Here is a 23666-nt window from a genome sequence, read left to right as displayed (position 1 = left end):
TTATGGTTTAACAAGGTTAAGGGATACAGTCAAATTATAGTATGAAGGGGCGATAGCATTGGTGCTGTAAACGGTGAAAATGGGCTCCTCTCATTTACAGCTTTGCGTGGATAATTAAACGGTGCGTGGGGTTAACGATGGGATCACACGTAATCAATGTTAGCAGCTTGTCTTCGTTGTTATAATTAAGTACGGACACGTCTGTCGGCTCGACGATCGATACCTTATACACGGTGTAGGTGTAAGTTTGATCTTTTGTATCGATGACAATTTTGTCCCCGACCTCGACTTCTCCCAGCCGGTTAAACAGTCTGCCTTTCGACCGCATCCTATGTCCTGCGATCGCCGCATTTCCAATCTGCCCTAAAGCCGTTGTTTCCTTCAAATGAGCGGTCGCGGATTTCATATTTTTCTGCGTTGCTCCTTCGACGACAGGAAGCTTAAGCTTTATTTTATCAATCTTAATCGTGGCAATCGGGCTAAGCTTTGGCGCCACCGGCTTCGGTGAGGGCACTTCACTTGTTGGTTCACTTGTTGGTTCTCGTGTTGGTTCACTTGCTGGTTCACTTGCTGGTTCACTTGCTGGTTCACTAGTTGGCACTACCGGTGTCTCCGTTACTTTCGCAGCTTCCTCAGATAACGTGCCCGTAACCGTCTCCCCGTTACCGGACTCCTCGTTAAATAAATCTGTTAGCTGCTCATACTGCTGCCGGGCTTGCTGCTCTGCCGCCTCGTCAAAGCTCGCTTCTTCCCATTCCGCCATAAGCCGCTCCTGCTGCTTGTTCTCATACCATTCATTCGCTTTCGGATACAGGAGCACCAAAACACCAAAAACAACTAACGTATAAGAAAGTCCTCTTCTCATTTTCCTCACACTCTCTTTATAACTCCGAATTATGGTATTCAACGGTTAAAAAGGATGTCAGTTAGCTTGCTGCTGCACAAAGACCCATTTTCTGCTCCCATAAAAATTAATGCCAACCGTTACTATGGTAACGATCACCTTTGCAAGGACATCGTCCATACTAAACAGCTTGGTTAAAGCAGCAAGCAGCAGCAATGAAATGCCGAGCACAATGCCGTTCCAGGCGGCGAAACGCAGCCGTTTCTTCCATTCATTCGTACCGGGTACTGCAGCTTGGCCTTTGTTAAATGTATACCGGTTATTTAATAGAAAGCTGTTAGCCATTCCAGCACCATAAGCGAGTATTTGTGCCAGCAAGTAGTAGACGCCTAGCCAAATAAATAAAGTGAATAATACAAAATCGATAGCCGTATTGAGCAGTCCTATCAAATTAAACCTGATGAATTGTGCGGCGGGCATTTTACGGTTCAGTTTAAACATATTCTTTTAATCGTTCAGGGTCATTTGCGGCCGTAGGGTAATCTCCCTTGGGACCGGAATAGCCCTGCACATCACGCACGATATAGAGCGGTCTGTTTTTCGATTCATCGTAAATCCGTCCAATATACTCGCCGATTAGCCCAAGCAGCATAAGGATAATGCCATTGAACAGCAGATTAACCGCTACGATTGACGCCCATCCTGCAACCGTGCTGCCGGTAAACAGCTTCTGAAAAATAACGACGATTAAGTATAAAAAACTACCAATCGACAGGGTAAAGCCCACATAAGTAGCAATCTTGAGCGGCTTGTGGGAAAAGGACGTAATGCCGTCAACCGCAAAAGAGATCATTTTCTTCAATGGATATTTGGTTTCGCCGGCAAAGCGCTCCTCACGTTCATATTCGACCATTGTCTGCCGAAAGCCGATCCAGCTTACCAAGCCCCGCACAAACCGGTTTTTCTCTTTCAAGCCGCGCAGAACATCGCACACTTTGCGGTCGATTAAACGAAAATCACCGGTATCGACAGGAATGTCAACATTGGTCATAATCCGCATGGTGCGATAAAAGATTTTTGCGGTCACTTTTTTAAATACGGTCTCTCCTTTACGCTTTAGCCGCTTGCCGTAAACAACCTCATAGCCTTCCTTCCACTTGGCAATCATCTCTAATATGACCTCAGGCGGATCTTGGAGATCCGCATCGATGACCACGATCGCATCTCCCTGCGCATAATCCATGCCTGCGGAAATCGCAATCTGGTGCCCAAAATTACGGGAAAAGTTTATAAGACGGACGCTCGGGTCAAAATTGCATATCATCGTGATTAGTTCTACTGTTCGGTCGTGGCTGCCATCGTTAACGAAAATAAGCTCATACGGCTCTTCCGTACCATCCATTACTTGCTTAAGCCGATCGTACGTTAATTCGATAACCTCTTCTTCGTTGAACATAGGCACGATAATACTGTACTTTACAGCCGGTTGTTTCATCCTCTTACCCCCCACCTTATTAAAATAGCCAGCCCGGGAACCAGCGCAGCACATGCTCCACATACCATCCCTGGACGGTCATACCGGACAGAGCGGGATAGAACATAAAGAACAACAGAATGGCAGCGGCCAAAAATAGATTTCGCCATAGACGATAGCTCGGCCTTTTCTCCTCGATTACTTTGAACATATAAACCAGACTAAGGATAATGAACGGCACCATCGCAAAATAATGATAAAGAAAGGTTAAGCGGGTGACCAGCATCCAAGGCACGTACTGAGCCAAGAACGCGATCCATATCGTATAAACCGCTTTGTTTCCCCTTCTAATGCTTAACCAAATCGTTGCCAGCATCGCGAAAATCCCCGCCCACCAAATAAGCGGATTGCCCATCGCTACGATCGTAGATTTAAGGCCGGCAGGCAAATTGTCTCCCGAGTAGTACCATACTGGCCGTTTCATGAACGGCCACTCCCACCAAGAGGAAGAGAACGGATGCGTCGATACAAGATTGCTGTGATAACTAAACATATGCTTCTGATAATCAATAAAGCTCTTAATCGTGTACCCGTCATCCATTACAGTAAGAACGGGGATATAAGACAAGCCGTAAATAAGCAACGGAACTGCAATATAGAATACTAAACATACAGTTAGAGTTATCCATGTATATCGCGGAAAAACATTGACGATATGCTGCAGCGTTTCTTTATTAAAATGATGCTCCTGCTCCTGCGTACTTCCCCTTTGCAATACATGTTTGGCTGCCGCGTACTGCTTGTAGCGTTCAAATAACGACAATCCAAGCATCACCGCTAAGCCTGCTCCGCCGTATAGCACAATCCACTTGGAAGCGACGCCGATTCCAAAAAACAATCCTGCCAGAAACAAAGGAACCAGGGTAACGCCGAGCTTTACCCGATAAAAGCTTAATGAATAATAGTTGTGCATGAAAAAAAACATAAGCATAATAAAAAATACGCCATATACATCGATCGTCGCGATTCGCGTTTGGGTAAAATGCATGAAATCAACGGCGAACAAGGCTGCAGCAAGCGCTGCGTAGATGCTGCTATTGAACAGTCTTCTTGCGAACAAATACATGAGAGGCAGCATGGCAATACCAAAAAGCGTTCCCGCTATGCGCCATCCGAATGGATTCAAACCAAACCATTTGATACCGAGCGCGATAAAGATTTTGCCAAGCGGCGGATGCGTATTCTCATAAGCCACGATATGCTCCAAATGCTCATAGGCCGTTCGGGCATGATAAATCTCATCGAAATAGGAACCTTTCATAAAAGTTGCATCATATGCTGCCAGCTGTTGTTCATCAAATAACAACTGCACGCTGCCTCTTTTGGCATCCTTAGCTTGTTCTTCATTTATTCCAACGATCGGCAAAGGCGTTTTGTTGCCTTGCTCATAAATGGCCAGCTCATGCATGGAAAAACCCGTTTGCGTAACCGTGAGCTTGACATAGCGAGCTTGCAGATCCGATAACTGGCTGTTCCAAGTAAACACGGCTGTATGACTGCTGTCTACTTCCATCACATGATCCCAGTCGGCACCCGTTTGGCTAAATTCATATTTATACTTCCCGGTACCTACCCCGCCAAAGCTATTTATACGGTCCAGCTGTTTAACTTCTCCAAGATCGACGTAGAAGCTTTGCCCTGCTGACGCGGGCTGCCAGGCGGTTTCCGGTCCCTTCATATCACCCAGCTGATACAAAGCGACAACCGCATATACGAGCGTTATTGCCCCCATCCATATCCAATCTTTACGATGAAGCCGGTATGCATCTTGTCTCAATCTTGATGCCGAATCAACTGTAAACTCCGCTAAAGCCACATGATCCGATTGTTTTTTCTGCTGCTCATCTATCGGTACAATCGGCTTCACTCTGGCACGTATATAACTATCATATCCGGTATAGAGCAAGTAAAGCAGCAGACCAATATTTGCTGCAGAGCATAATAAAACAATTCCATTAAACGGAACGTTTGTGCTCACCTTACTGTAATCCAAGACATAAGCGATATTAATAAAGCTGGTTATACTAAATCCAAAATAGATGAATAACATTCTGCGGTCGAGTGATTGAACGAAGACCATAATGGCTAGCAAAAGAACCGGGAACAAGTAACGCTCATGCATTTTTGTAACGCCTATAAATACAACTGCAATCAAAATCATCGCCACAAAATACGAACGACCCGATTCGTTGCCGCCGCGTTTCCGAAGCGCGAAGTATACGGCCAGCGCTATGGCTGCCAAAATAAAAATAGACCCCCACGTTTCGAACGTAAACAAGAGCCACTTATCGGTAATCGGCTTCCAATTGACATCGCTCAGCGCATAGAGGTTAAATGCATTTAACGTTGAATAGGGATAAGAGGCAAGCGTCCCTTTATACAGTGAAATGAGAGCGGAGAGCCCCCCGTGTCCCCAAAAGAAAGGCAAAGCTAACAATATAAACGTTGTAAAGCCGTAAAAAGCGCTAACCGGAATTAGCTTCCAAGCTCTCCGGTAAACAAACCAGAGCAGCAGCACCGGCATAAAAATAAAGGCTTGCGGCTTAATTAAAGCTGCAAGGGCAAACCAAATCGAAGCTCGTTCGATTTTATTTTCCGATATATTGCGAATGGAAAGCACCAAAACAAGCGCAAAGATCGAATCCACTTGGCCCCATGCAGCTGAATCAACGATAACTGCCGGATTAAAAGCATATAGCAGCGCTAATCCAAGAGAAAGCGAGAAGCCCGCTTTCTTTTTTGCCATTTGATAAATCAGGCAAGCTGATGCCAGATCGGCTGCAATGGCCGGCAGCTTGAATAACAGCATGGCCGCGGCAGATGATCCCTCAAGCGCAAATGCGCTTTTTACCGCACCTAACACGTACAACACATAAATATACCCTGGCGGGTAATCAACAAACATACCCGAATTGTAAAATCCGGAAAGCCCACCCGACACAGCATGGTCCGCCCATGCCATAAATAATGCGATATCATTGGCATAGCCTTTGTTGGCAACGGCAACCCACAAACGGAGCGCAAGGGCGCTTGCAAATACTGCAGCGGGCAGAACTTGGTGCAAATGAAGCTTCCGATCCAGCCAGCTTCGATCCCGCAAAAGCTTGTTGTAAATGATTACAAAAAACATGCTAAATAGCATCGCAAACCCTAATACAGAAAGGACAGAGCCGCCCGAAGCGGCAGCCTCTGGCGAGTCGCCTTGTTCAGATGCGCTTAGGCTGAATACTTCCGCTCCGGCAGGAGCCTTCGAAACCTTCTCTACACCTACATCGTCAAAATAAGCCTTCCCCGTGTTAATGCTCCCATAGCCGCCAAGACTGGCTCCAAACGTAATCTTCGTTTGTCCTTTTCCCGTCTTCCCGTAGAAATAGACGTATTCCCATTTCCCTTTCGTGTCCCTCACTTCAGGGTATGTAACAGCAACACCATCTACATAGAGAATAGCGCCGGCAGCATCTGCGCCGATTCGTTCCGTTTTGACGTATGCAGAAAACTTATAGACCGAGTTCGCCTTTACGGCAACGTCCTGCGTCCAGCGTGAATGGTTTGCTTCCACATTATCGAGCATGACTGATTGTTTGCCCGTATGGGCTTCAGTATCATCCACAGCGTAGATCGTTATATGGTCCTCTTGCAGCCATGCCGAATGGCTCCATTCATCCGGAAGTCCCGATGTCACCTGTTCGAAGCTGGCATTTTTCAATAGATTATTAGCGGCGTGACCGATTACGGCGGGCCACAGAAAGGTTAGGAGAAGGATGGCTGCAGCAGTTCGAATGGAGATTTTCATCATCTTACCCGTTTCCACCTCATATCAGAATATAGATGCGGATTTACAACAAAATACAACTTAACTCTATTAGATAATAATATGATGGTCAATGAAATTATACAAAAAAAATGCAACCGTCCTCTGAGAAGAACAGGCTGCATTTAACATTAATAGGACTGCAATCTTCAATTTACTAGCGGTGCTTCATATTCGATAAACTTATGACCTGTGCGACTGCCCGGAGCAGGAAATCGTGCACGTGCTGAAGCAGCTGTCGGAACATCCGCAGCTTCTGAACAAGTGATAAAAGCGGAACATTCCGTAATCCATGAATTCTGTCCATACCCTCAACTGATCGCCTTCATATCTTATATCATGATTGCTTTGCGCAAGCGTCGATATTGGATAAAGGAGGGATAGCCCTGCATCCTCCCTATGTAGGCATTCTCGTAAACAATAACTTGTATCGCAAGATTTCCTCCGGAACATCGGACTATGAAAACTTCGACCTTTATGTTGAGGCAGGTAAAAAATACGGCATTACTCCGTGCTTCTTCCGATTGTGCGATCTTCGGATAGGACAATCGACTGTGAAGGCTTACGTTAAACCAGATAATAGTTACGTCCGGACGAATGTCCCTGCTCCCTCGGTCATACACAATCGGGCATTCTTTTCAAGCAAACATCAAATTCGTCTATTGTCTTCGTACCTGCGCAACGGACGCCTGCTGTTTAACCGTCGAAATCGTTACGGCAAGCTGCTAATTCACCGCTTGCTATGGGAAGACGCGGACTTGCGCCCGCATTTGCCAGCGACCGACCGGGCCACAGCGTCCGCAATTCAAAGGATGATGAGTCAGTCCGACTCTCTGATCGTCAAGCCGAACAGCAGCAGCGTTGGGCGTGGTATCATGCGTATAGACCGAACGAATGCTGGTTGGAAGCTGACGTATCCGGTATCGCTCGTTTCCGTGAAACAAAAGTGGCGCTCCATCGAATGGAAAGGTAAGAAACTGCCCGCAGTGCTTCTGAAACGCATTCGAAGCACGTTCTATATCGTGCAGCAGTGCTTGCCTCTTGCAACTTTCAAAGGGAGTCCCTTCGATCTACGCGTCTCCGTGCAGCGAACTGCGGACGGTCTCTGGGATATGACCGGTATCGTAGCGAAAGTGGCCCCGAAGCACACGTTCGTGACGAACGTAGCTCAAGGCGGCAGTACGTATCAGTTGCACACGATATTGCAAGAAGAGTATGACAATTTAGATATGGAAGATGTAGAAAAGCGCATCTACAACCTTTCCATACGAATCGCTTCCCAGTTATCCAAACAACTTCCCCATATGGCCGACTTAGGGCTTGACGTAGGAATTACGACTGACGGGCATCCGATGTTCATCGAATGCAACGGCAGAGACCAGCGTTACAGCTTTCGCGAAGCCGGCATGATGGACGTGTGGACGGCTACCTTTGATAATCCAATGGGTTACGCCAAATACTTGCTCGACAATCACTCCGAAGCATAAGCGTCGGAGTGAATTGTTACGATTGATCATCCCAATTAATATATTTCCAAGAAAACGCCTGCCTCTGCCGATCGGTTTCAGCAAAGTGCGTCCTAATAGTTTGTCGAAATCGTCCGGGGCCATATCAGACCAATCTTACGTTCGCTTAAACTGAATATCCCTCTCCGTCAAAATCGCACCGATCGGCAAATCTCGTGCGGCCACCATTTGCTTGCGAGAATGTACATACTTTTCCTCATCCTCTTTAAGCTCGAATTTCGAAGGTCCGCTCATTTTGCGAAATCAAGTTCGTTTCCTCCGTAAATGAAGTAAACCTATTCGCTTCGATGGCGGATTCGTCTTCAATGCGCTTAATAGAAAAATCCAACGTGACATGCTGTTCAAATACGCTGCTCCGAGCCCATATGCTGCAGCATATGCAACATACCTCTCTTGATTGGAATGTGCTGCGGTATGTTCGGCGTATCCACTTTTTCGAGAACTTCCTCTGAGTGGATGTTTAATTGTTCCTCCGTGCCCTCAGTTGATATTTTCTGATCTCCAAATCGAAAAATAAAGAGCCGTAAGCATTTTGGGTAAAACCCCTGCTTACAGCTCTTCCTTTGAACAATCAGCTTCTTAAGACATCATGGCCTCCGAAGTTATTTTTATCGCAAATTAAAAGTTTCATAGGAAATGCCAGCTCCCCACTCTTCGAGACAACAGTAAGATGACTCATCACCTTAGGGCCTTTATCTATCAAATATTTATTTTAAATGCGATTCATCATGCCAAATCGCCATTTCGTTTTTGTTATTATTCGCTCTTATGCCTTCATCCAATAAACTGAGCAACTTGGCATAATGCTATAAATGCCAATTAAATCAACAATAACATACTGAAAAGTAGGCCAGGCTTTGCGGATTTTTCTCGTATTCGAAATCCCATCGTGACTTGTTATAGAATCCGGGAGGCTGTACGGCAACAAATCCTTCATTTATCGGAAAAATGTCTTCGCGAATCGTATCTACGATGTCTTGATAGATCTTCCTAACGGTCCCTGCAATGCTGGCAATTTTCACTTAGCCAGCTTGATCAACAAGCTGACCCGAATGATTCATATAGGTCTCTTGATGAGCATCCTCGAAGCCTTTGGCATGACCTTCCCTATAGCCTTGCTCATACCCGCCTTGATACTCTCTCGAAATCCTTTTTCTATGCATGGACTTCCCCATCAGTCTTTTTCTCGGAGCTCCGGCGCGCCGTTTCCTTCTTTCTGCAGCGCCTTTCATTCGGAGACTTTTTAAGGGACGCCTCACCTTTCCCGTTATTTTTCTGCTTCCTTTTTTTAAGGAAGCTTTTTTTGTTTTCTTATGTGACATGCATCTTTGCCTCCACTACCAAAGATTTTATATATTTCCGGCCTTTACGATCGGGGGTGCTATAATAGGCAATCCTTCCGCATACCGATTTTTCTCGTCATGCGAGATCGGCTTTATATAACGCTGCTGGAAATTCCATGCAGTGCATGCCTGCTTTGTTACGATTCGATGGAGCTTTCCCAGCCTGTATTGATACATTTCGCCATCCTCCGTTTGCGCAAGTCCGCCCTCGGTGAGGTCCGGAATTGGCGTGGATAGTGCCGCTATCTTCCGCAGCAGCGATTCGGCGGAAATATCGGCTCCGATAGGCCAGTTCCACAAATCAAGCTGCGGCAATCGTACGGCAGGACCTGCCGGTTCGCCACCGCGAACTGCAAATCTAATGCCATGCTCTACCCAATACACGTTAGAATCCGTCCCTTTTACGAGGATGTGAGTCGGATAAAAATCAGAAGCTTTTCGGTTTTCGTCAGGCTGAGCCGAATCCATCACCGTTTCAAGTCTGCCTATTTGCTGCCAATCTCCCCATTTCTCTCGAAAATATACATGGTTGTGCCTCGAGGCATCCCGAAATGACCGCATGGTGACGCTGCCGTAATGATGGATGAACGTATCTTCCGCAATGACCAGATCCAGGCCTAACAAACGAATGCGAAGATAATAATCGACATCCTCGCAGGTGCCATTTACGTAACCTTCATCCAAATAACCGACCCTCTTCAGTACGTCCCTGCGCAGCAGCAAACAAAAGCCAAAAATGACCTTCGACCGTCTCCATCGCTCCGGATTGGAACGATTGTAGCTGCTGGCAAAACGCTGCATCTCACGAGTCGTTTTATAGTTCACCGCAATCTTCTGGTCATTGGACAAATTGTTCGTTACCGGACCGACAAGGCCGATGGATGGATCACTAGACAAGCATGTCAAAAGGTTGGACAGCCAATCTTTGGTAAGCAAGGTGTCATTGTTAAGAATGACAATCGATGTCCCTTTGGCCATCATTAGTCCTTGATTAACGCCTCCGGCGAAACCTAGGTTAACCTTGAATATTTTATAGCGCACTCGCCCTTTAAGAGACTTCAAATAGGCTGCTGTTCCATCCTTCGAGCCATTGTCGATAATAATCAGCTCATAAGGCTGCTGCGTATATTTCTTTATGCTTTCGATGCAGCTTCTCAAGTATTTCAATTGATTGAATGTCGGGATAATAATACTGGTGCCTTCAAAAGGCTGATGAAAACTTGCAGCGGCCGCTTGTTTGCCGGCAAGGTAGCCGGAAGCAAAGCTGGCATGATAGCCTCTGAGATAGTTTTGAGTACTGACCCTTGAATATATTCGAAGTGACCGACGACGGCGCATGAAGCTTTACCTCCCTGATGTGACGTTGAGCAGCTGATGCAGCCGGTTTCGATAGGTGTGCATCTCTAAGGTTTTCCTGAAGCCATTTAGAGCCATTTGTTTTCTTTGTTCCTCATGGTGGAGGTAATAGACCATTTTATCGACCAACTCCTCAGGTGAAGCATACGTTTCGATTTCAGTGCCAGGTATATAAAAATCGTTTAAATCCTGACGGATATCCGTTAGCTGAAACGCGCCGCATGCTGCTATTTCATAGGTTCGCGGGTTAATCGACAAGCCCGGAAGGTTACGGCTGTTTTTATTGTGCACCTTATCGTCATGTGAGCGATGGATGTTAATGACGATTTTGGAACCGTTATAATAGTTTGCCGCCTCATCCGCACTGATCCAATTAATGCGGATATGTCTCTTTAGGCTTTGATAGCGCCGGAGCCGTTTCCATAGCAAGCCGATAATTCTAGTATCACGGGATGCCAGAAAAGGTCCGATTCGGTCAATGAGTCGAACTCTGTTAAAAAAAGCATTGCCTATGAAACAGATATCGCTTTGATATTGTGCGGGTACATACTTAGGCTGATAAACCGCAGGGTTTGCGGCAAGCGGAAGGTAGTGGACCTGACATCCGAGCTGCTGATAAATAGGAATGGACGCAAGCTCGTGAGTAAATAAGTAATCGTAATTTGGTGCTAGTATGGTCGTAACGTCTGTCACATATGGTTCATCGACCAGCCAAATGGCCGTCTTAATCCCTAGAGAACGAATGCCCTGAATTTGGTTTCCTGTCACAAGTAGGCCATGCATGACAAGGACGAGATCCGGTCTTAGCTGATCGGCCAGCCCGATCAAGTTATCGGAGGGAGATGCGACAATCAGCTCTTTTACAAGCCCCCTTAGAGCATCCGTTACAGACTGATCCAAATAGGGAAATGGACCACTTACTCCTGTACGAACATACAATACCCGAATCGGATGCGCAGCAATCTGTGCTTGGGGGATTTGACTTGACGTCGCTTGGCAAGTGGCGACATGATATCCGTGCTTCCATCCGGCTGTACGTCCTGCTTCCCAAGCACCTGCATAGCTCCGTTCAGTTCTTTTTGCAGAAGCGACGCTCTTCGCTCGATTTCGAATCTTAGTCTTCACTTGTTCTTTCCTCCATTTTTGCTGCATGTTTAATACACCTCTCAAGGAGGCTATGCACTGCCGCTATGCACTGCCGCTATGCACTGCCTATCAGCGCCTCTCGAGCAGATCTATGCTTCGATCCCAGCCCCATTTTAGAATGGTTGCACATCCGCCTGCTTGCAAATGTTGGCGCAGCGTCTTATCCTTGATCAATTTTTGTACCGCCTCGGATGCCACCCTGACATCGTTTGGTATCACTAATGCGTTATATTGGTTAATCAAGTATTCATCCGTCCCGCAAAATATCGCAGCTGGAGTAGATGTGCATCATCGTTTCATAGGGAACACCCTCGTAAAACCTGTCGCATCGCTTCTCCCGCTTCTCGAAACATAATCCTTTTTCCTTCCCTATTCTCAGTGATGGCATTTACTAGCAGACACTATGCAAAACTCTCTATTATCGCCAGCGGGCTTCATCATTTGATGATTGTTATATTCAATACCAAAAAGCCCTACACCCATCTTTTATGATGCCTAGGGAAACGAAATATGATATAAGGCTTGGCTAAGCTTCTTTTCGTTTACTCTTTGACACTCAGTTCGACTTCTTATAAGCACTCACTGCAGCAGCCTCATCGTTATCCTCCTTCCCACAGCTTAGAACCAGCCTCATGCAGGGATTCTAGTGTTCCTGCATCCATCCACCATCCATTCATTTCGTTAAAGGTCAGAGTACCCTTCGCGGCATATAGATTATTGACATCTGTAATTTCAAGTTCTCCTCTTGAAGAAGGATGAATCTTATCAATAAGATCAAATACTTGACTGTCAAACATATAAATGCCTGTTACACAGTAGTTTGAAGGTGGATCTTGCGGCTTCTCCACTATGGAAGAAATTCGTGTCCCTTCAATGACAGGTACTCCGTATCGATGGGGATCCTGTACCTTTTTTAATAATACCTTGGCACCTTGCGGCTGACTTTGAAACTCTTGAACAAAAGGCAATAAACTATCGCTAAATAAATTGTCTCCGAGCAACACAACAAATTTTTGTCCGGTAGTGATAAAATCGGAAGCCAGTGACAATGCCTCAGCGATCCCACCTGCTTGATCTTGGATTCTATAAGTAATTCGAACGCCGAATTCCTTTCCACTTCCCAAGTAATCCAAATACATTCCTGCAGATTGTTTTCCTATTATGAGAAGGATATCTTGAATATCAGCGTCAGCTAATTTTTTGATTGCATAGTGAATCATCGGGTACTTTCCAACGGGTAGAAGATGCTTATTCATCAGGTTGGTTAGAGGGCGTAGACGCGTACCCGTACCTCCGGCTAATATGACTCCTTTCATGGGGTCAGCTCCTTTCATTACCCTATTCATTGATATACCATGTTCTTACTCCTAAATGATATGCACTTAGATAAGGAGTGAAATAGTCAAATGACTATTATCCAATAATGCGGCAGATGACCACAACTATTAAACTAACTGTAAATAGAACGTTTTTTCTCTATATTTCGCTGTCCTTGTTAGTGCCTATCCAAGAGTAAGCCTTCACCAATTTATCAGAAAAATGGAGACAACGAAGCGATCACCATCAATTGTATAATTGTTCGGACCAACTTGCTCTATGTTCCATCTTTCTGTAATATTCCATTCACCGAAATTGTAGCCGGGATCTCGCAGCGTATACCTGCTTCCGGACATATTTCCCTTAACAGATTGCGCCATTAACCTCGCCCTCAGCAAAAAGCTGGTGCTTGAAACATTCCAAAATTCATGTTGCTCCCCCAGTCGGTATCATAATAGTCATACTCATGCTACATACTATGATTGCCTAGCAACATATGAACCCTTGTAAATGACTAATTTATTAATCTAGTTACCAATTTTCTATAATTGGGATTTGGGCAACCGTTCTCACTCTTAGTAACTGAATCGTTTTGCCGGATACCTTCCACGTATGATGCTTTGATTTTTCACAAATTTATGAGTGAATGGGTAATCACTTTCTCTAACATTTGGACGTTAGTAAGCTATTAAATAGCATTTCATAAGAAACCAATCGACTCACCATACTTCGATACCGTGTCGTTCGCGCAACCGTCAAACTTCACCCTGACCTCCCCCAAGTCTAACGATTTTGGATCTACCTGTTACACCTTTGGTCACGTTCCGCGTGTCATAGATAAAAGGCGCGTGATTCAGCAGGAACGATAATGGTAGACTGGCGTGGTCAGTCGCGATAACAACACAGTCCATTTTCTTCAACATCTCTTCAGTAAGAGTTACACTTTCCAGTATAGTCTCTCCGACTAGAAGTGACGGAATGTACGGATCATGGTACAGCACCTCTGCCCCTTCGCTCTGCAATATTTGGATCAGCTCAATAGAAGCAGATTCCCTGTAATCAGCTATATCCGGCTTGTAAGCAGCTCCATAAACCAAAACATTCATGCCCGTCAGCGGTTTCGGTGCCAGATGCCGTTTGAGCTGCTGTGCAATATATAAAGGCATCGTATGATTGACGGCATTCGAAATTTGAATAAAATCGGATTTGATTCCGTATTGTTTTATTTTCCATGCTAAATAAGAAGGATCTACAGGAATACAATGTCCCCCAATTCCCGGCCCGGGAAAAAATGCTTTAAAACCGAACGGTTTAGTATTCGCCGCATCAATTATTTCCCATAAATTCAGATTTAGAACATCGCAGATCATAGCCAGCTCATTAATAAACGATATATTGACCAGTCTGTATGAGTTTTCCAACAACTTAGTCATTTCGGCTGCGTCCGTGGTAGAAATGGAATGAATTCTGTTAAATAGCTGCCGGTATAGTTTTTCTACTCTGTCCAAGCAGCATGGAGTAATCCCACTAACCACTTTCGGAATGTTCTCTATTGGATACTCCTTATTGCCGGGATCCACCCGCTCAGGCGAGTAGGCCGCATAGAAGTCAGTTCCTATTTTTAATCCGGACTTGCTTAGAACAGGAACCAAAACCTCTCTTGTCGTCCCCGGATAAGTAGAACTTTCCAAAATGACAAGCTGACCTTTCTTCAATCTGCCGCTTATTTCCTTCGCCGCTTGGGTCAAATAACTCAAATCCGGTGTGCCATAGGATGTCAGAGGCGTCGGAACGCAAATGATTATGGCTTCAGCTGCGTCCATGACGCTGTACTGATCGGATGGCGTGAAACGCTTTGCATTTATAGCCGCCTGAATATCCAAATCCTGAACCTCGTTTATATAGCTCTGACCTCTGTTCAGCTTATCAATTTTTTGATGATCTAAATCTATTCCCATGACATGAAATCCCTTTTGAACGAATAATAAAGCTAATGGAAGGCCAACATAGCCAAGTCCTACAATTGCTACTGTTCGCGGCTCATTTTTGTTGGTAGTAACGAATTGTTCCTTGCTCATATTCTATTATCCCGCCTTCTTTCTACCTGCTTTGATTAACTGCAATAGTATATGAAGATACTATTTGAATAGATTGGACAGTTTTGCTAGTAGAAGTTGCGTAGCGAGATTATTTACAGTTAATTAGTAATGAACAAATAAAAACAAAATGCACCTGTGCGATAGCAGATGCATTTTCGTTATAGCATTTTATGTATGCAGCAAAAAAGCCGGAACGGGAATGATCCCGTCACACAGCTTTATAACTCCTTTTATTGGCACGGCATCCGGTCAATCAAAGATCATTCGTTTATCTTTAACGCTTGTGCTTTTGAGCGTATTCGTATCCTCACCGGACTTCGCCGGGAATATCCGTTCAGCCATTGCGTTAAATTCAGCCATATAGCCTTGAATCGAATGTCCAAGCCGAACATCATTCATATATGCATTCATACGGCCTACAAAATCAGGATTTGCAGATACGTACACATGCTCAACGCTCGGTCTTAAATGTTTGATTTTTTTTGCGATTTGATCTTTTAACTGATCTGTAAGCCTATCTTGTCCAGTGGACATGCTGCTCATTCGTCTGCTCATTTGGGCGCCTTCTTTACCTAAATAACCGGAATTTGTACGGCTCATTGTTTTCATATCGCCTTTGGGTTCGTTCTCTGTCAACGAAACTGCAACATATGCATTATGATCGGTCAGCATAACGTAAGAAGATTTAACCGCATCAAATTTCATAATGGCCTCAGCCATGTTCCCGCTCATTTCCATCCAATAATTTTTATGAGATCCAATAACGTTGTTGCTATTCAGCCTGCGGCCGTTTACCCGGTTCATTTCGTTCATTTGATCATTTGCGAACCTTTTATCCAACAATAAATTGCCGTTTGCATCTTTCCGAATAATGTTCGTACGAATGTTTTTATTTCCTAAATCCCCCTGTTTTTCCATACATCCTGCCAGCATAACGCTAAGCAGCATGCCTGCTGAGAGAACCAACATTTGTTTGCGCATCTAGCCGTCCTCCATTTCGATTTGCTCAGACTTCAGACCCGATATTAGCGTTCGCAATTGATTAGCGGACTATACATTGACAAAAGTAAAATGATGCGTTAAATTGGTATCAAGTATTAGTATCTGGTACTAATTAAGAAGGGAAGTGATTGAGATATGACCGAACGAGTCCATTTTGCCATACACTCGAATGCAATCGTTACCGCCATCGGCACGTACGTTCCTGAACGAGTATTAACCAATTATGATTTAGAGAAGTTAGTCGATACGAACGATGAATGGATCGTCCAGCGAACCGGCATACAAGAACGGCATATTGCCGCTAACGATCAATTCACGAGCCATTTATGCTATGCAGCTGTCCAAAACATGATTGAACGCTACGGCGTAACCGTAACCGATGTTGATTACATTATTGTTGCTACCTCTACGCCTGATGTCGTATTTCCAAGCGTAGCTTCACAGGTGCAGGCTTATTTCGGTATAGAAGGCTGCGGGGCTGCAGATATTCAAGCTGCTTGCGCGGGATTTGCCTCTGCCATCCAGCTTGCTAACGGATTATTGCTCTCGGGTGCTTATCGTAAAGTGTTAGTTATTGGAGCTGAAACATTGTCCAAAATTACGGACTATTCTGATCGAACCACGTGCATATTATTTGGCGACGGAGCTGGAGCATTCCTTATCGAGACCTCGGATGACGATCATGGAGATGTGCTGTCTATGTACGCCAAAACAGAGGGCGCTCGCGGTCATCTGCTTTATCGCAGCAGTCTTGCCCCCGCAATTGGTGAGCATGATATCATTACAAACGGATTCATTGTGCAAAATGGCCGTGAAGTATACCGTTGGGCAATCAGCCATGTGGCAGAGGGGATAAGTCATCTTCTAGCCCGCAGCGGGCTTACCGCTGCTGGCATCGATTGGTTCATTCCGCACAGTGCGAATATGCGCATTATAGAAGCGCTTTGCGAGAGAACAGGCTTCTCGCTTGATCAAACATTATCGAGCATTAAACAGTTCGGCAACACATCCGCCGCTTCGATCCCGCTTGCCATAGACGAAGCGGTTAAAGCAGGTAAGGTGAGGCCGGGGCAACTTATGCTTTTATTTGGATTCGGGGGCGGATTAACACAAGCCGGTGTAGTCCTCCGCTGGTCGCTGTAGGCAACATTAATAAGCCCTAGGGTATAGGGCTATATCCTTGCGTGCAAATTAAGGCTGATGCTCGTAAGCCAATTGATGACCATCTTCAAAACCTTTTGCAAACCCGTCATTATAACCCTTGTTGAAGGTGTGGCCTATACCCGCACGCTCGTTCTCCTTCTGAGTAAGGCGCTTCCTGTGTACCGGCTTTCTCCGCTGAAGCGTCTTTCTGCTTGTTTGATTTCTCCGATTTGTGCGTTTTCGTGGCGCTGCAGCACCCTCACTTGCCGTTGCGGCTCTTTTGCGTCTACTCTTCGGCATCTATATCGCCTCCTGACCATTCGCGCGACGTCATGAGTTTCTCACGTTCATGCGCAGCTGAGGCTGAAGCCACGGCTTTGCCGGCTTGCCTCTCCGTTTTATTCGTCTGCGCCAAGCAAGGCTTGTTACCGCTTCTGCGATCGTTTCTTGCATGCTGGTCAACGACCGTACGTTATCTCGCAGCAGTTTAGCCGTGTCAGGCGAACAATCGGCGACTTCAGCAACACTGTCTAAAATTCTAGCAAGCGCTTCCTGGCTTTTAGCAAGCGAAGCTATGAAAGCAATTCGCGCCTCGCGTACCGACAAATCGTTAACCATTAGTCATTATCCCCAAACGATATGCTTTTGCCAAATGAGGTACCTGAGTTGCCGTTATCCTCTTCATCATCCGGCAGCACGGCTTTCAATATAGATACCATTCCTTGATTTAATTTGGTAATACCTTCAATAACCTCGATGACCTGTTCATGCATTTGAATAGATTGGCCCAATTGTGACTGCTGCGAGCTGAAGCTATGACTGTACAGGTGGTTGCAAATCCAGCTTCGCAGCTTCTCTGCTTCTGCCGCTTTAGCTTCCAGCATAATCGCTATATTCCATTGCATATTAGCGGTAGAGCTGAGCATGCGCAAATACGCTTGTTCGCGATTCATTTCTACAACAGTCCCCTTTTCTACTCGTCATTCATCCTCTTCCACTTCCTTCATCTGACGAATGACGAAGGTTAATTGTGCTGCAATCGTTTCCTGAAGGTCAGCAAAACTATTTAAATAAGCAACGATGTTCTGCGCCACAGCTTGGGAATTCTCAAGAAGCCCTGATAATCCACCAAAGACTGGATTCTCGTCTGGGAGCGCCTGTACGATTTCAGACAACCGAACCGTCACATGACGTTCTGCTTCCAAAACGCGGGCAAGCTGGCGATTTGAATGAGATATATGCTCCATCATTTCCGTCACCGTTTTTTGCATGGAAACCTCCCTTCCTTGCTCCTACAGCATATGCGATGCCGATTGAGGTGACACTCGAATGTACGTTACAATGCTTGACGGAGACGAATCGGTGCGATTATTGGCAGGCCTTCCGGTATTGCATCAAGCTCAGCTGGGGATAAAATCGTCTGCCGACGGGTTAACAAGTTCCAAGCTTCAGCGGCCAATAAACTTATGATTTTTCTCTTCTTTCCATTTTCGATATAATAGTAGCTGTCTTCTGCCTTCTTAGTTATTGTCCCGTTGTGGTGTATGGAATCAGCTCCGTCCTCGTGCATAACGCTCCTTCGAATAGATGCTTCTTCAGCAGAAATAGACTCTCCAATAGCCCATCGCAATATATCGATTTGAGAGAGTTGAATGACGGGTTGTTCCCATTCTCCTTCAATCGGTCTTCGAACGCCGTTCGAGATCCAAAATATCATTTCACCTAGACCTTTGACTGCAATCTCCTGCGGATAAAATGCGGCTGCGCCAAGACTACGCATGAGAGCCCCTTCAGCTTTTCTCCTATCCGCCAGATCGATAAGAACATGACTTGGTGTGCTCCATTTATTCACATAGTACGATTTAGAAGCTTCAATAGCCGCATTCTTTGTATCGTTATGCTCTAGCTCTAGCGCTTCATCTATTAAAGCCAGATGCACGAATGTATCTTTGGCGCAGACGAGGGAATAGCCCTGCAGCTTTACCCGAAGACAATAGTCCTCCTCTTCGAATGGGGCATCCTGATAGCCTTCGTCCAAATAGCCGACCTGCTCCAGCAGCTCCCGACGGAACAGCAAACACTTGGTGGACAGCAGCTCCGTACGCTGCCATGCTGAAGAATCACTCATATTATTCATTATCGCAGACTCATGCATATCTTCCATATTATCGTAGAGCAGCTCCATACGTTGATTACCATTTAGTGCATTCGATACTGGGCCTACCATACCGATATCACGATCGCTGTTTAAACAAATCAACATATTATCGAGCCAATTTTCGGTAGGACATATACGGTTAGACAGCAGCAGTATCGTCGTTCCTTTCGCCATCATAAAGCCACGGTTCGCTGCTCCTGTAAAACCAGCATGCTGTGATAGAATACGGTACCTCACTTGCCCGTCCAATTGCTTTAAATAATGCTCAATTCCGTCCGCAGAGCCATTGTCGACTACGATGATTTCATATGCTAGATCGGTATGATCCATAATACCTTCAATACATGTCTTGACCCATTCGATCTCATTATAGCTCGGAATAATAATACTAGTACCCTCAAAGTAGGAGTTATAGCTTCCGTAACCTGCCTGCAAGCCTTGATGATAGCCTTCATTCAACCCATGATTATACTTCTCCACCCGTTTTCTCGCATTCTCATGCAAATCTGCATTGCTTTTGAGACGTGGAACCGGCCTTTTTTTGCGTCTCATCGGTAATCTCTCCAATCCGTCATATGATTGATCGGTTTAACACCATATAGTATGTAGGGAAGCCGTATCTGTAACGGCAATCATACAGCTTCCCAACAAAGTAGAAGAGATGACAATTAGAGGATTTCGACGTATCTCGCGTACAAAACCCTCTTTCCTTTAATTACAAGGATTTACCGACCGCAATCCAGTTGATGCTGCCTTCGGTCTCATGAAATCTGCAACTTGCTCTGATAGAATTGAACTTCCTCACCTACACTACCCGGCGCAAGCTCATCCTTCGTTACGTTTCCTGTCGATAGCTGCTCGATCCAACGCATCCGGGCGCTAGCTTCTCCGTCGTTACGCCTCCTTCAAACAGCAGCACCGTCCCTACGCTTCCGAGCGCCTGTTGTTCAGCCCCCACGCTTCCGAGCGCCAGCTTTTCCGTTGTTATGCTGCCAGTTGCCAGCTGCTTTTCTCCTACGCTTCCGAGCGCCAGCTACTCCCTCATTACGCTGAACACTGATAGCTGCTGCTCCCCGTTTAAGCTTCCGATCGCCATCTACTTCCACGGTCCGGGGCCCGCTGGCAGCTGCGCCGAGAAACTCAAGCACTTCAACTGAAAGATGTCCAATCGTAATGGACCCCTTACGAATGTGAGAACCTAGAATAGTATCGGCTTTAATATGCTGCCCCGCTATCGACTCCAACTGAACATGCTCACCAGTCACCGCCCTGTGAACAAGCTTCACTCCAGTTACTGCACCGTTCTGCAGCGCTGATTCGCCTACACTCGCCGCCTCCAGGTTTGCCGCCTGCACAGCATTTGGCTGCAGCTGCTTCGCACTAATTGACTGCTCGGCGATTTTGTCGGACGTAATCGCACCTGCGGCTATATGCATCGTGCCAACAGCTCCGTTCTGCAGCTGTTTTTCACCTACGCTATTTGCAGACAGCTTCTTTGACGTAACGGATTCATCCACCAAATGAGCGCCGCTTACGCTATTCTCGCACAAGTGGATACCAAGCACAGAACCACCCGCCAGCTTACTGCTTAAGACCGACTTATCGGCTAACTGCGCCATCCCTACTGCCCCATGAGCAATATGCTCCTTGCGAACCGCATGAGGCGCAAGCTTATCCTCATTAATAATTCCGTCTTGCAAATGCTTGCTCTCAATGGCGTTCTTCGCCAGTTGCTTCGTTGATACCGAGTCCGCTGCCATATGGACTTGATGAATTTGCGCTTCAGCGATTTTGTCCGAAGTGACGCTGAAAGAGCTAAGATGATGGTTTAGAACCGCATCGTTAGTCAGCTTCTGCGCATCTACGCTTTGGTCGGAAAGCTTTGATAATGTAATGGAATAGTCGACAATTTTATCTGTGGATACTGAGTGATCGGATAACTTCTCCGACGTTACCGACCGATCAGCGAGGTGCGTGCTTTGAACGGACTCTTCCTGCAGGTGGGATGATGAAACGGAGTTGATCGCCAGTTTTTCCGATTCGACTGCGCCCGGCTTTAAATGAACGGCATCCAGTGCTTCCTTAGCAATCTTCTCACCAGTAACAGCTCCATCGCTCAGCTTCGACTGTGTAACCGCTCCGTCTGCGAGCTTCGAGCTGCTAACGGCGTCATTAGCTAAATTTTCCACCCTGATCACTCCACTTTTTATTTTTTCCGATGTAATGGAATAGTCGACAATTTTATCTGTGGATACCGAGTGATCGGATAACTTCTCCGACGTTACTGACTGATCAGCGAGGTGCGTGCTTTGAACGGACTCTTCCTGCAGGTGGGATGAAGAAACGGAGTTGATCGCCAGTTTTTCCGATTCGACTGCGCCCGGCTTCAAATGAACGGCATCCAATGATTCCTTTGCAATCTTCTCGCCTGTAACAGCTCCATCGCTCAGCTTCGACTGCGTAACCGCTCCGTCTGCGAGCTTCGAGCTGTTAACGGCGTCATTAGCTAAATTTTCCCGGCTGATCGCTTCGCTTTTTATTTTGTCCGATGTAATGGAATAGTTGACAATTTTATCTGTGGATACCGAATGATCGGATAACTTCTCCGACGTTACCGACTGATCAGCGAGGTGCGTGCTTTGAACGGACTCTTCCTGCAGGTGGGATGATGAAACGGAGTTGATCGCCAGTTTTTCCGATTCGACTGCGCCTGGCTTCAAATGAACGGCATCCAATGCTTCCTTTGCAATCTTCTCGCCTGTAACAGCTCCATCGCTAAGCTTCGACTGCGTAACCGCTCCGTCTGCGAGCTTCGAGCTGTTAATGGCGTCATTAGCTAAATTTTCCCGGCTGATCGCTCCGCTTTTTATTTTTTCCGATGTAATGGAATAATCTACAATTTTATCTGTGGATACCGTATGATCGGATAACTTCTCCGACGTTACCGACTGATCAGCGAGGTGCTTGCTTTGAACGGCCTCTTCCTGCAGGTGGGATGAAGAAACGGAGTTGATCGCCAGTTTTTCCGATTCGACTGCGCCCGGCTTCAAATGAACGGCATCCAATGCTTCCCTTGCAATCTTCTCGCCTGTAATAGCTCCATCGCTCAGCTTCGACAGTGTAACCGCGCCGTCTGCGAGCTTCGAGCTGTTTATGGCGTCATTAGCTAAATTTTCCCGGCTGATCGCTCCGCTTTTTATTTTGTCCGATGTAATGGAATAGTCGACAATTTTATCTGTGGATACCGAGTGATCGGATAACTTCTCCGACGTTACCGACTGATCAGCGAGGTGCGTGCTTTGAACGGCCTTTTCCTGCAGGTGGGATGAAGAAACGGAGTTGATCGCCAGTTTTTCCGATTCGACTGCGCCCGGCTTCAAATGAACGGCATCCAATGCTTCCTTTGCAATCTTCTCGCCTGTAACAGCTCCATCGCGCAGCTTCGACTGCGTAACCGCGCCGTCTGCGAGCTTCGAGCTGTTTATGGCGTCATTAGCTAAATTTTCCGGTCGGATCGTTCCGCTTTTTATTTTGTCCGATGTAATCGAATGCTCGGCCAACAGCTCCGCAGTAATTACAAATGGCTTTAAATGCTTGGCGTCAATTGAGCCTTCTGCGATTTTGTTCGAGTTAATCGTGCGGTCAGCGAGCTTCTCCTCCGTAATGCTTCCATCCTGCAGCTTGCTTCCTTTGATGGTGTGATCCGCAATTTTAGTTCCGGATATCGTGTTGTTTTTCAAATGCTCCCCGATAATCGCTTGATTCGCAATTTTAGAAGAGTTTATGGCGCCATCCGCAATATGAATTCTCTCCACTGCATAATCGGCAATCGCACCCGATTGAACGCTTCCTGCACCGAGCTTACTGCTGCCGATCGATCCTGGAGCAATTTTGTCTGCGGTAACCGCCATGTCTACCAAATCATCCGTATAAATAAAGGGAACTGGCTCATTCAAACTTTTCTTTTCCGTAACTCTGTTCAGCTTTTCTTCTAAGGTAGGCTGTATATTATCTTCAACCAGTTCTTTAGGTTTTTCAGACTGCTTAGGCTCTTCCGAACTCTCGAGATTCTCGAGGACTTTAAAATTCTCATGAACATCAAGTTCAAGCACATCCGAAGAATCATTTGCAATCAAATGAACATCGCCGCTTACGATTTCCGCCTTCAAAGAAGCTCTTGACGCACTAACAGTAGATTGATGACTATGCGCAATATTCAACGTTCGTTCGGCTGCCGTTCTTTTCGAAATGGATTTCCTTTTGTTCAAATCATCCAGCCACTTTAACTCTGAAGTATTCGGATTATCAACATAAAAAAGCGGCTTCCTCCCCTTCGGGCTGCTCCTTTTTCTGCTTTTTGCCATTGTCTTCTCCTTCTCTCTTCTGA

General features: G+C 45.9%; 22 protein-coding genes. 2 read left to right on the top strand and 20 right to left on the bottom strand.

The window, feature by feature from the left end; genetic code table 11:
- Positions 1-94 precede the first annotated feature (94 nt).
- From DFP97_RS20210 to DFP97_RS31215, 5 genes are all read right to left on the bottom strand, one after another.
- Positions 95-865 carry a sortase gene (locus tag DFP97_RS20210; protein WP_114382002.1) on the bottom strand — a complete coding sequence of 257 codons (771 nt, stop codon included), beginning with the start codon at positions 863-865 and terminating at the stop codon, positions 95-97.
- Positions 866-922: 57 nt separating this feature from the next.
- The gene (locus DFP97_RS20205; RefSeq protein ID WP_114382001.1) at positions 923-1345 is read right to left on the bottom strand and encodes a GtrA family protein; all 423 of its coding nucleotides are present in this window, start codon (positions 1343-1345) and stop codon (positions 923-925) included.
- Positions 1338-2339, bottom strand: coding sequence for a glycosyltransferase family 2 protein (locus tag DFP97_RS20200; RefSeq protein WP_114382000.1), 1002 nt, complete (start codon positions 2337-2339; stop codon positions 1338-1340). Before DFP97_RS20200 ends, DFP97_RS20205 begins: the two co-directional genes overlap by 8 nt.
- 19 nt (positions 2340-2358) lie before the next feature.
- The gene (locus DFP97_RS20195; RefSeq protein ID WP_114381999.1) at positions 2359-6174 is read right to left on the bottom strand and encodes a phospholipid carrier-dependent glycosyltransferase; all 3816 of its coding nucleotides are present in this window, start codon (positions 6172-6174) and stop codon (positions 2359-2361) included.
- A 172-nt stretch (positions 6175-6346) separates the two neighbouring features.
- Positions 6347-6496, bottom strand: coding sequence for a hypothetical protein (locus tag DFP97_RS31215; protein ID WP_220271179.1), 150 nt, complete (start codon positions 6494-6496; stop codon positions 6347-6349).
- A gap of 58 nt (positions 6497-6554) precedes the next feature.
- Between DFP97_RS31215 and DFP97_RS20190 the strand changes: the two genes are divergently transcribed.
- Positions 6555-7676: a YheC/YheD family endospore coat-associated protein gene (locus DFP97_RS20190; RefSeq protein WP_181873602.1), complete on the top strand. Its 1122-nt coding sequence runs from the start codon at positions 6555-6557 to the stop codon at positions 7674-7676.
- Between the two features lie 135 nt (positions 7677-7811).
- Here the strand turns inward: DFP97_RS20190 and DFP97_RS30865 are convergent, their stop codons facing one another.
- From DFP97_RS30865 to DFP97_RS20155, 8 genes are all read right to left on the bottom strand, one after another.
- The gene (locus tag DFP97_RS30865; protein ID WP_181873601.1) at positions 7812-7949 is read right to left on the bottom strand and encodes a hypothetical protein; all 138 of its coding nucleotides are present in this window, start codon (positions 7947-7949) and stop codon (positions 7812-7814) included.
- 788 nt (positions 7950-8737) lie between these two features.
- Positions 8738-8878: a hypothetical protein gene (locus tag DFP97_RS30860; protein ID WP_181873600.1), complete on the bottom strand. Its 141-nt coding sequence runs from the start codon at positions 8876-8878 to the stop codon at positions 8738-8740.
- A gap of 186 nt (positions 8879-9064) precedes the next feature.
- Positions 9065-10396, bottom strand: a complete 1332-nt coding sequence (locus DFP97_RS20175) for a glycosyltransferase family 2 protein (protein WP_114381995.1) — start codon at positions 10394-10396, stop codon at positions 9065-9067.
- A gap of 6 nt (positions 10397-10402) precedes the next feature.
- Complete coding sequence (locus DFP97_RS20170) at positions 10403-11539, bottom strand: CgeB family protein (RefSeq protein WP_181873599.1); 1137 nt, start codon at positions 11537-11539, stop codon at positions 10403-10405.
- Positions 11540-11629: 90 nt separating this feature from the next.
- Positions 11630-11803 carry a hypothetical protein gene (locus DFP97_RS30855; protein ID WP_181873598.1) on the bottom strand — a complete coding sequence of 58 codons (174 nt, stop codon included), beginning with the start codon at positions 11801-11803 and terminating at the stop codon, positions 11630-11632.
- A gap of 356 nt (positions 11804-12159) precedes the next feature.
- Positions 12160-12876 carry a sugar phosphate nucleotidyltransferase gene (locus DFP97_RS20165; RefSeq protein ID WP_114381993.1) on the bottom strand — a complete coding sequence of 239 codons (717 nt, stop codon included), beginning with the start codon at positions 12874-12876 and terminating at the stop codon, positions 12160-12162.
- Positions 12877-13632: 756 nt separating this feature from the next.
- Positions 13633-14955 carry a nucleotide sugar dehydrogenase gene (locus DFP97_RS20160; RefSeq protein WP_114381992.1) on the bottom strand — a complete coding sequence of 441 codons (1323 nt, stop codon included), beginning with the start codon at positions 14953-14955 and terminating at the stop codon, positions 13633-13635.
- Positions 14956-15225: 270 nt separating this feature from the next.
- Entirely contained in the window at positions 15226-15957 is a 732-nt protein-coding gene (locus DFP97_RS20155; protein ID WP_114381991.1) for a YhcN/YlaJ family sporulation lipoprotein, read from the bottom strand.
- A 156-nt stretch (positions 15958-16113) separates the two neighbouring features.
- On the opposite strand from DFP97_RS20155, the gene DFP97_RS20150 reads away from it, so the two are divergent.
- On the top strand, positions 16114-17121 hold the full coding sequence (locus DFP97_RS20150; protein WP_114381990.1) for a ketoacyl-ACP synthase III: 1008 nt from the start codon (positions 16114-16116) through the stop codon (positions 17119-17121).
- 48 nt (positions 17122-17169) lie between these two features.
- Here DFP97_RS20150 and DFP97_RS20145 read toward each other — a convergent pair whose 3' ends face one another.
- The 7 genes from DFP97_RS20145 to DFP97_RS20120 all read right to left on the bottom strand — a co-directional run bounded on the left by DFP97_RS20145 (position 17170) and on the right by DFP97_RS20120 (position 23643).
- The gene (locus DFP97_RS20145; protein ID WP_114381989.1) at positions 17170-17421 is read right to left on the bottom strand and encodes a hypothetical protein; all 252 of its coding nucleotides are present in this window, start codon (positions 17419-17421) and stop codon (positions 17170-17172) included.
- Positions 17422-17451: 30 nt separating this feature from the next.
- Positions 17452-17739, bottom strand: coding sequence for a hypothetical protein (locus tag DFP97_RS20140; protein WP_114381988.1), 288 nt, complete (start codon positions 17737-17739; stop codon positions 17452-17454).
- Positions 17739-18074 carry an alpha-helical endospore appendage domain-containing protein gene (locus DFP97_RS20135; RefSeq protein WP_114381987.1) on the bottom strand — a complete coding sequence of 112 codons (336 nt, stop codon included), beginning with the start codon at positions 18072-18074 and terminating at the stop codon, positions 17739-17741. Before DFP97_RS20135 ends, DFP97_RS20140 begins: the two co-directional genes overlap by 1 nt.
- A gap of 27 nt (positions 18075-18101) precedes the next feature.
- Positions 18102-18392 (bottom strand): nucleoside-diphosphate sugar epimerase, encoded by a 291-nt coding sequence (locus DFP97_RS20130; RefSeq protein WP_114381986.1) that lies wholly within the window; start codon positions 18390-18392, stop codon positions 18102-18104.
- A 65-nt stretch (positions 18393-18457) separates the two neighbouring features.
- Positions 18458-19831, bottom strand: a complete 1374-nt coding sequence (locus tag DFP97_RS20125; RefSeq protein ID WP_114381985.1) for a glycosyltransferase family 2 protein — start codon at positions 19829-19831, stop codon at positions 18458-18460.
- A 283-nt stretch (positions 19832-20114) separates the two neighbouring features.
- Positions 20115-20237, bottom strand: coding sequence for a hypothetical protein (locus DFP97_RS31965; protein WP_281270990.1), 123 nt, complete (start codon positions 20235-20237; stop codon positions 20115-20117).
- Positions 20227-23643: a hypothetical protein gene (locus DFP97_RS20120; RefSeq protein WP_114381984.1), complete on the bottom strand. Its 3417-nt coding sequence runs from the start codon at positions 23641-23643 to the stop codon at positions 20227-20229. Before DFP97_RS20120 ends, DFP97_RS31965 begins: the two co-directional genes overlap by 11 nt.
- Positions 23644-23666 lie beyond the last annotated feature (23 nt).

Origin of the sequence: Paenibacillus prosopidis, from assembly GCF_003337375.1 — a bacterium.
Lineage (GTDB): Bacteria > Bacillota > Bacilli > Paenibacillales > Paenibacillaceae > Pristimantibacillus > Pristimantibacillus prosopidis.
This window is presented reverse-complemented; position numbering and strand designations above follow the sequence as displayed.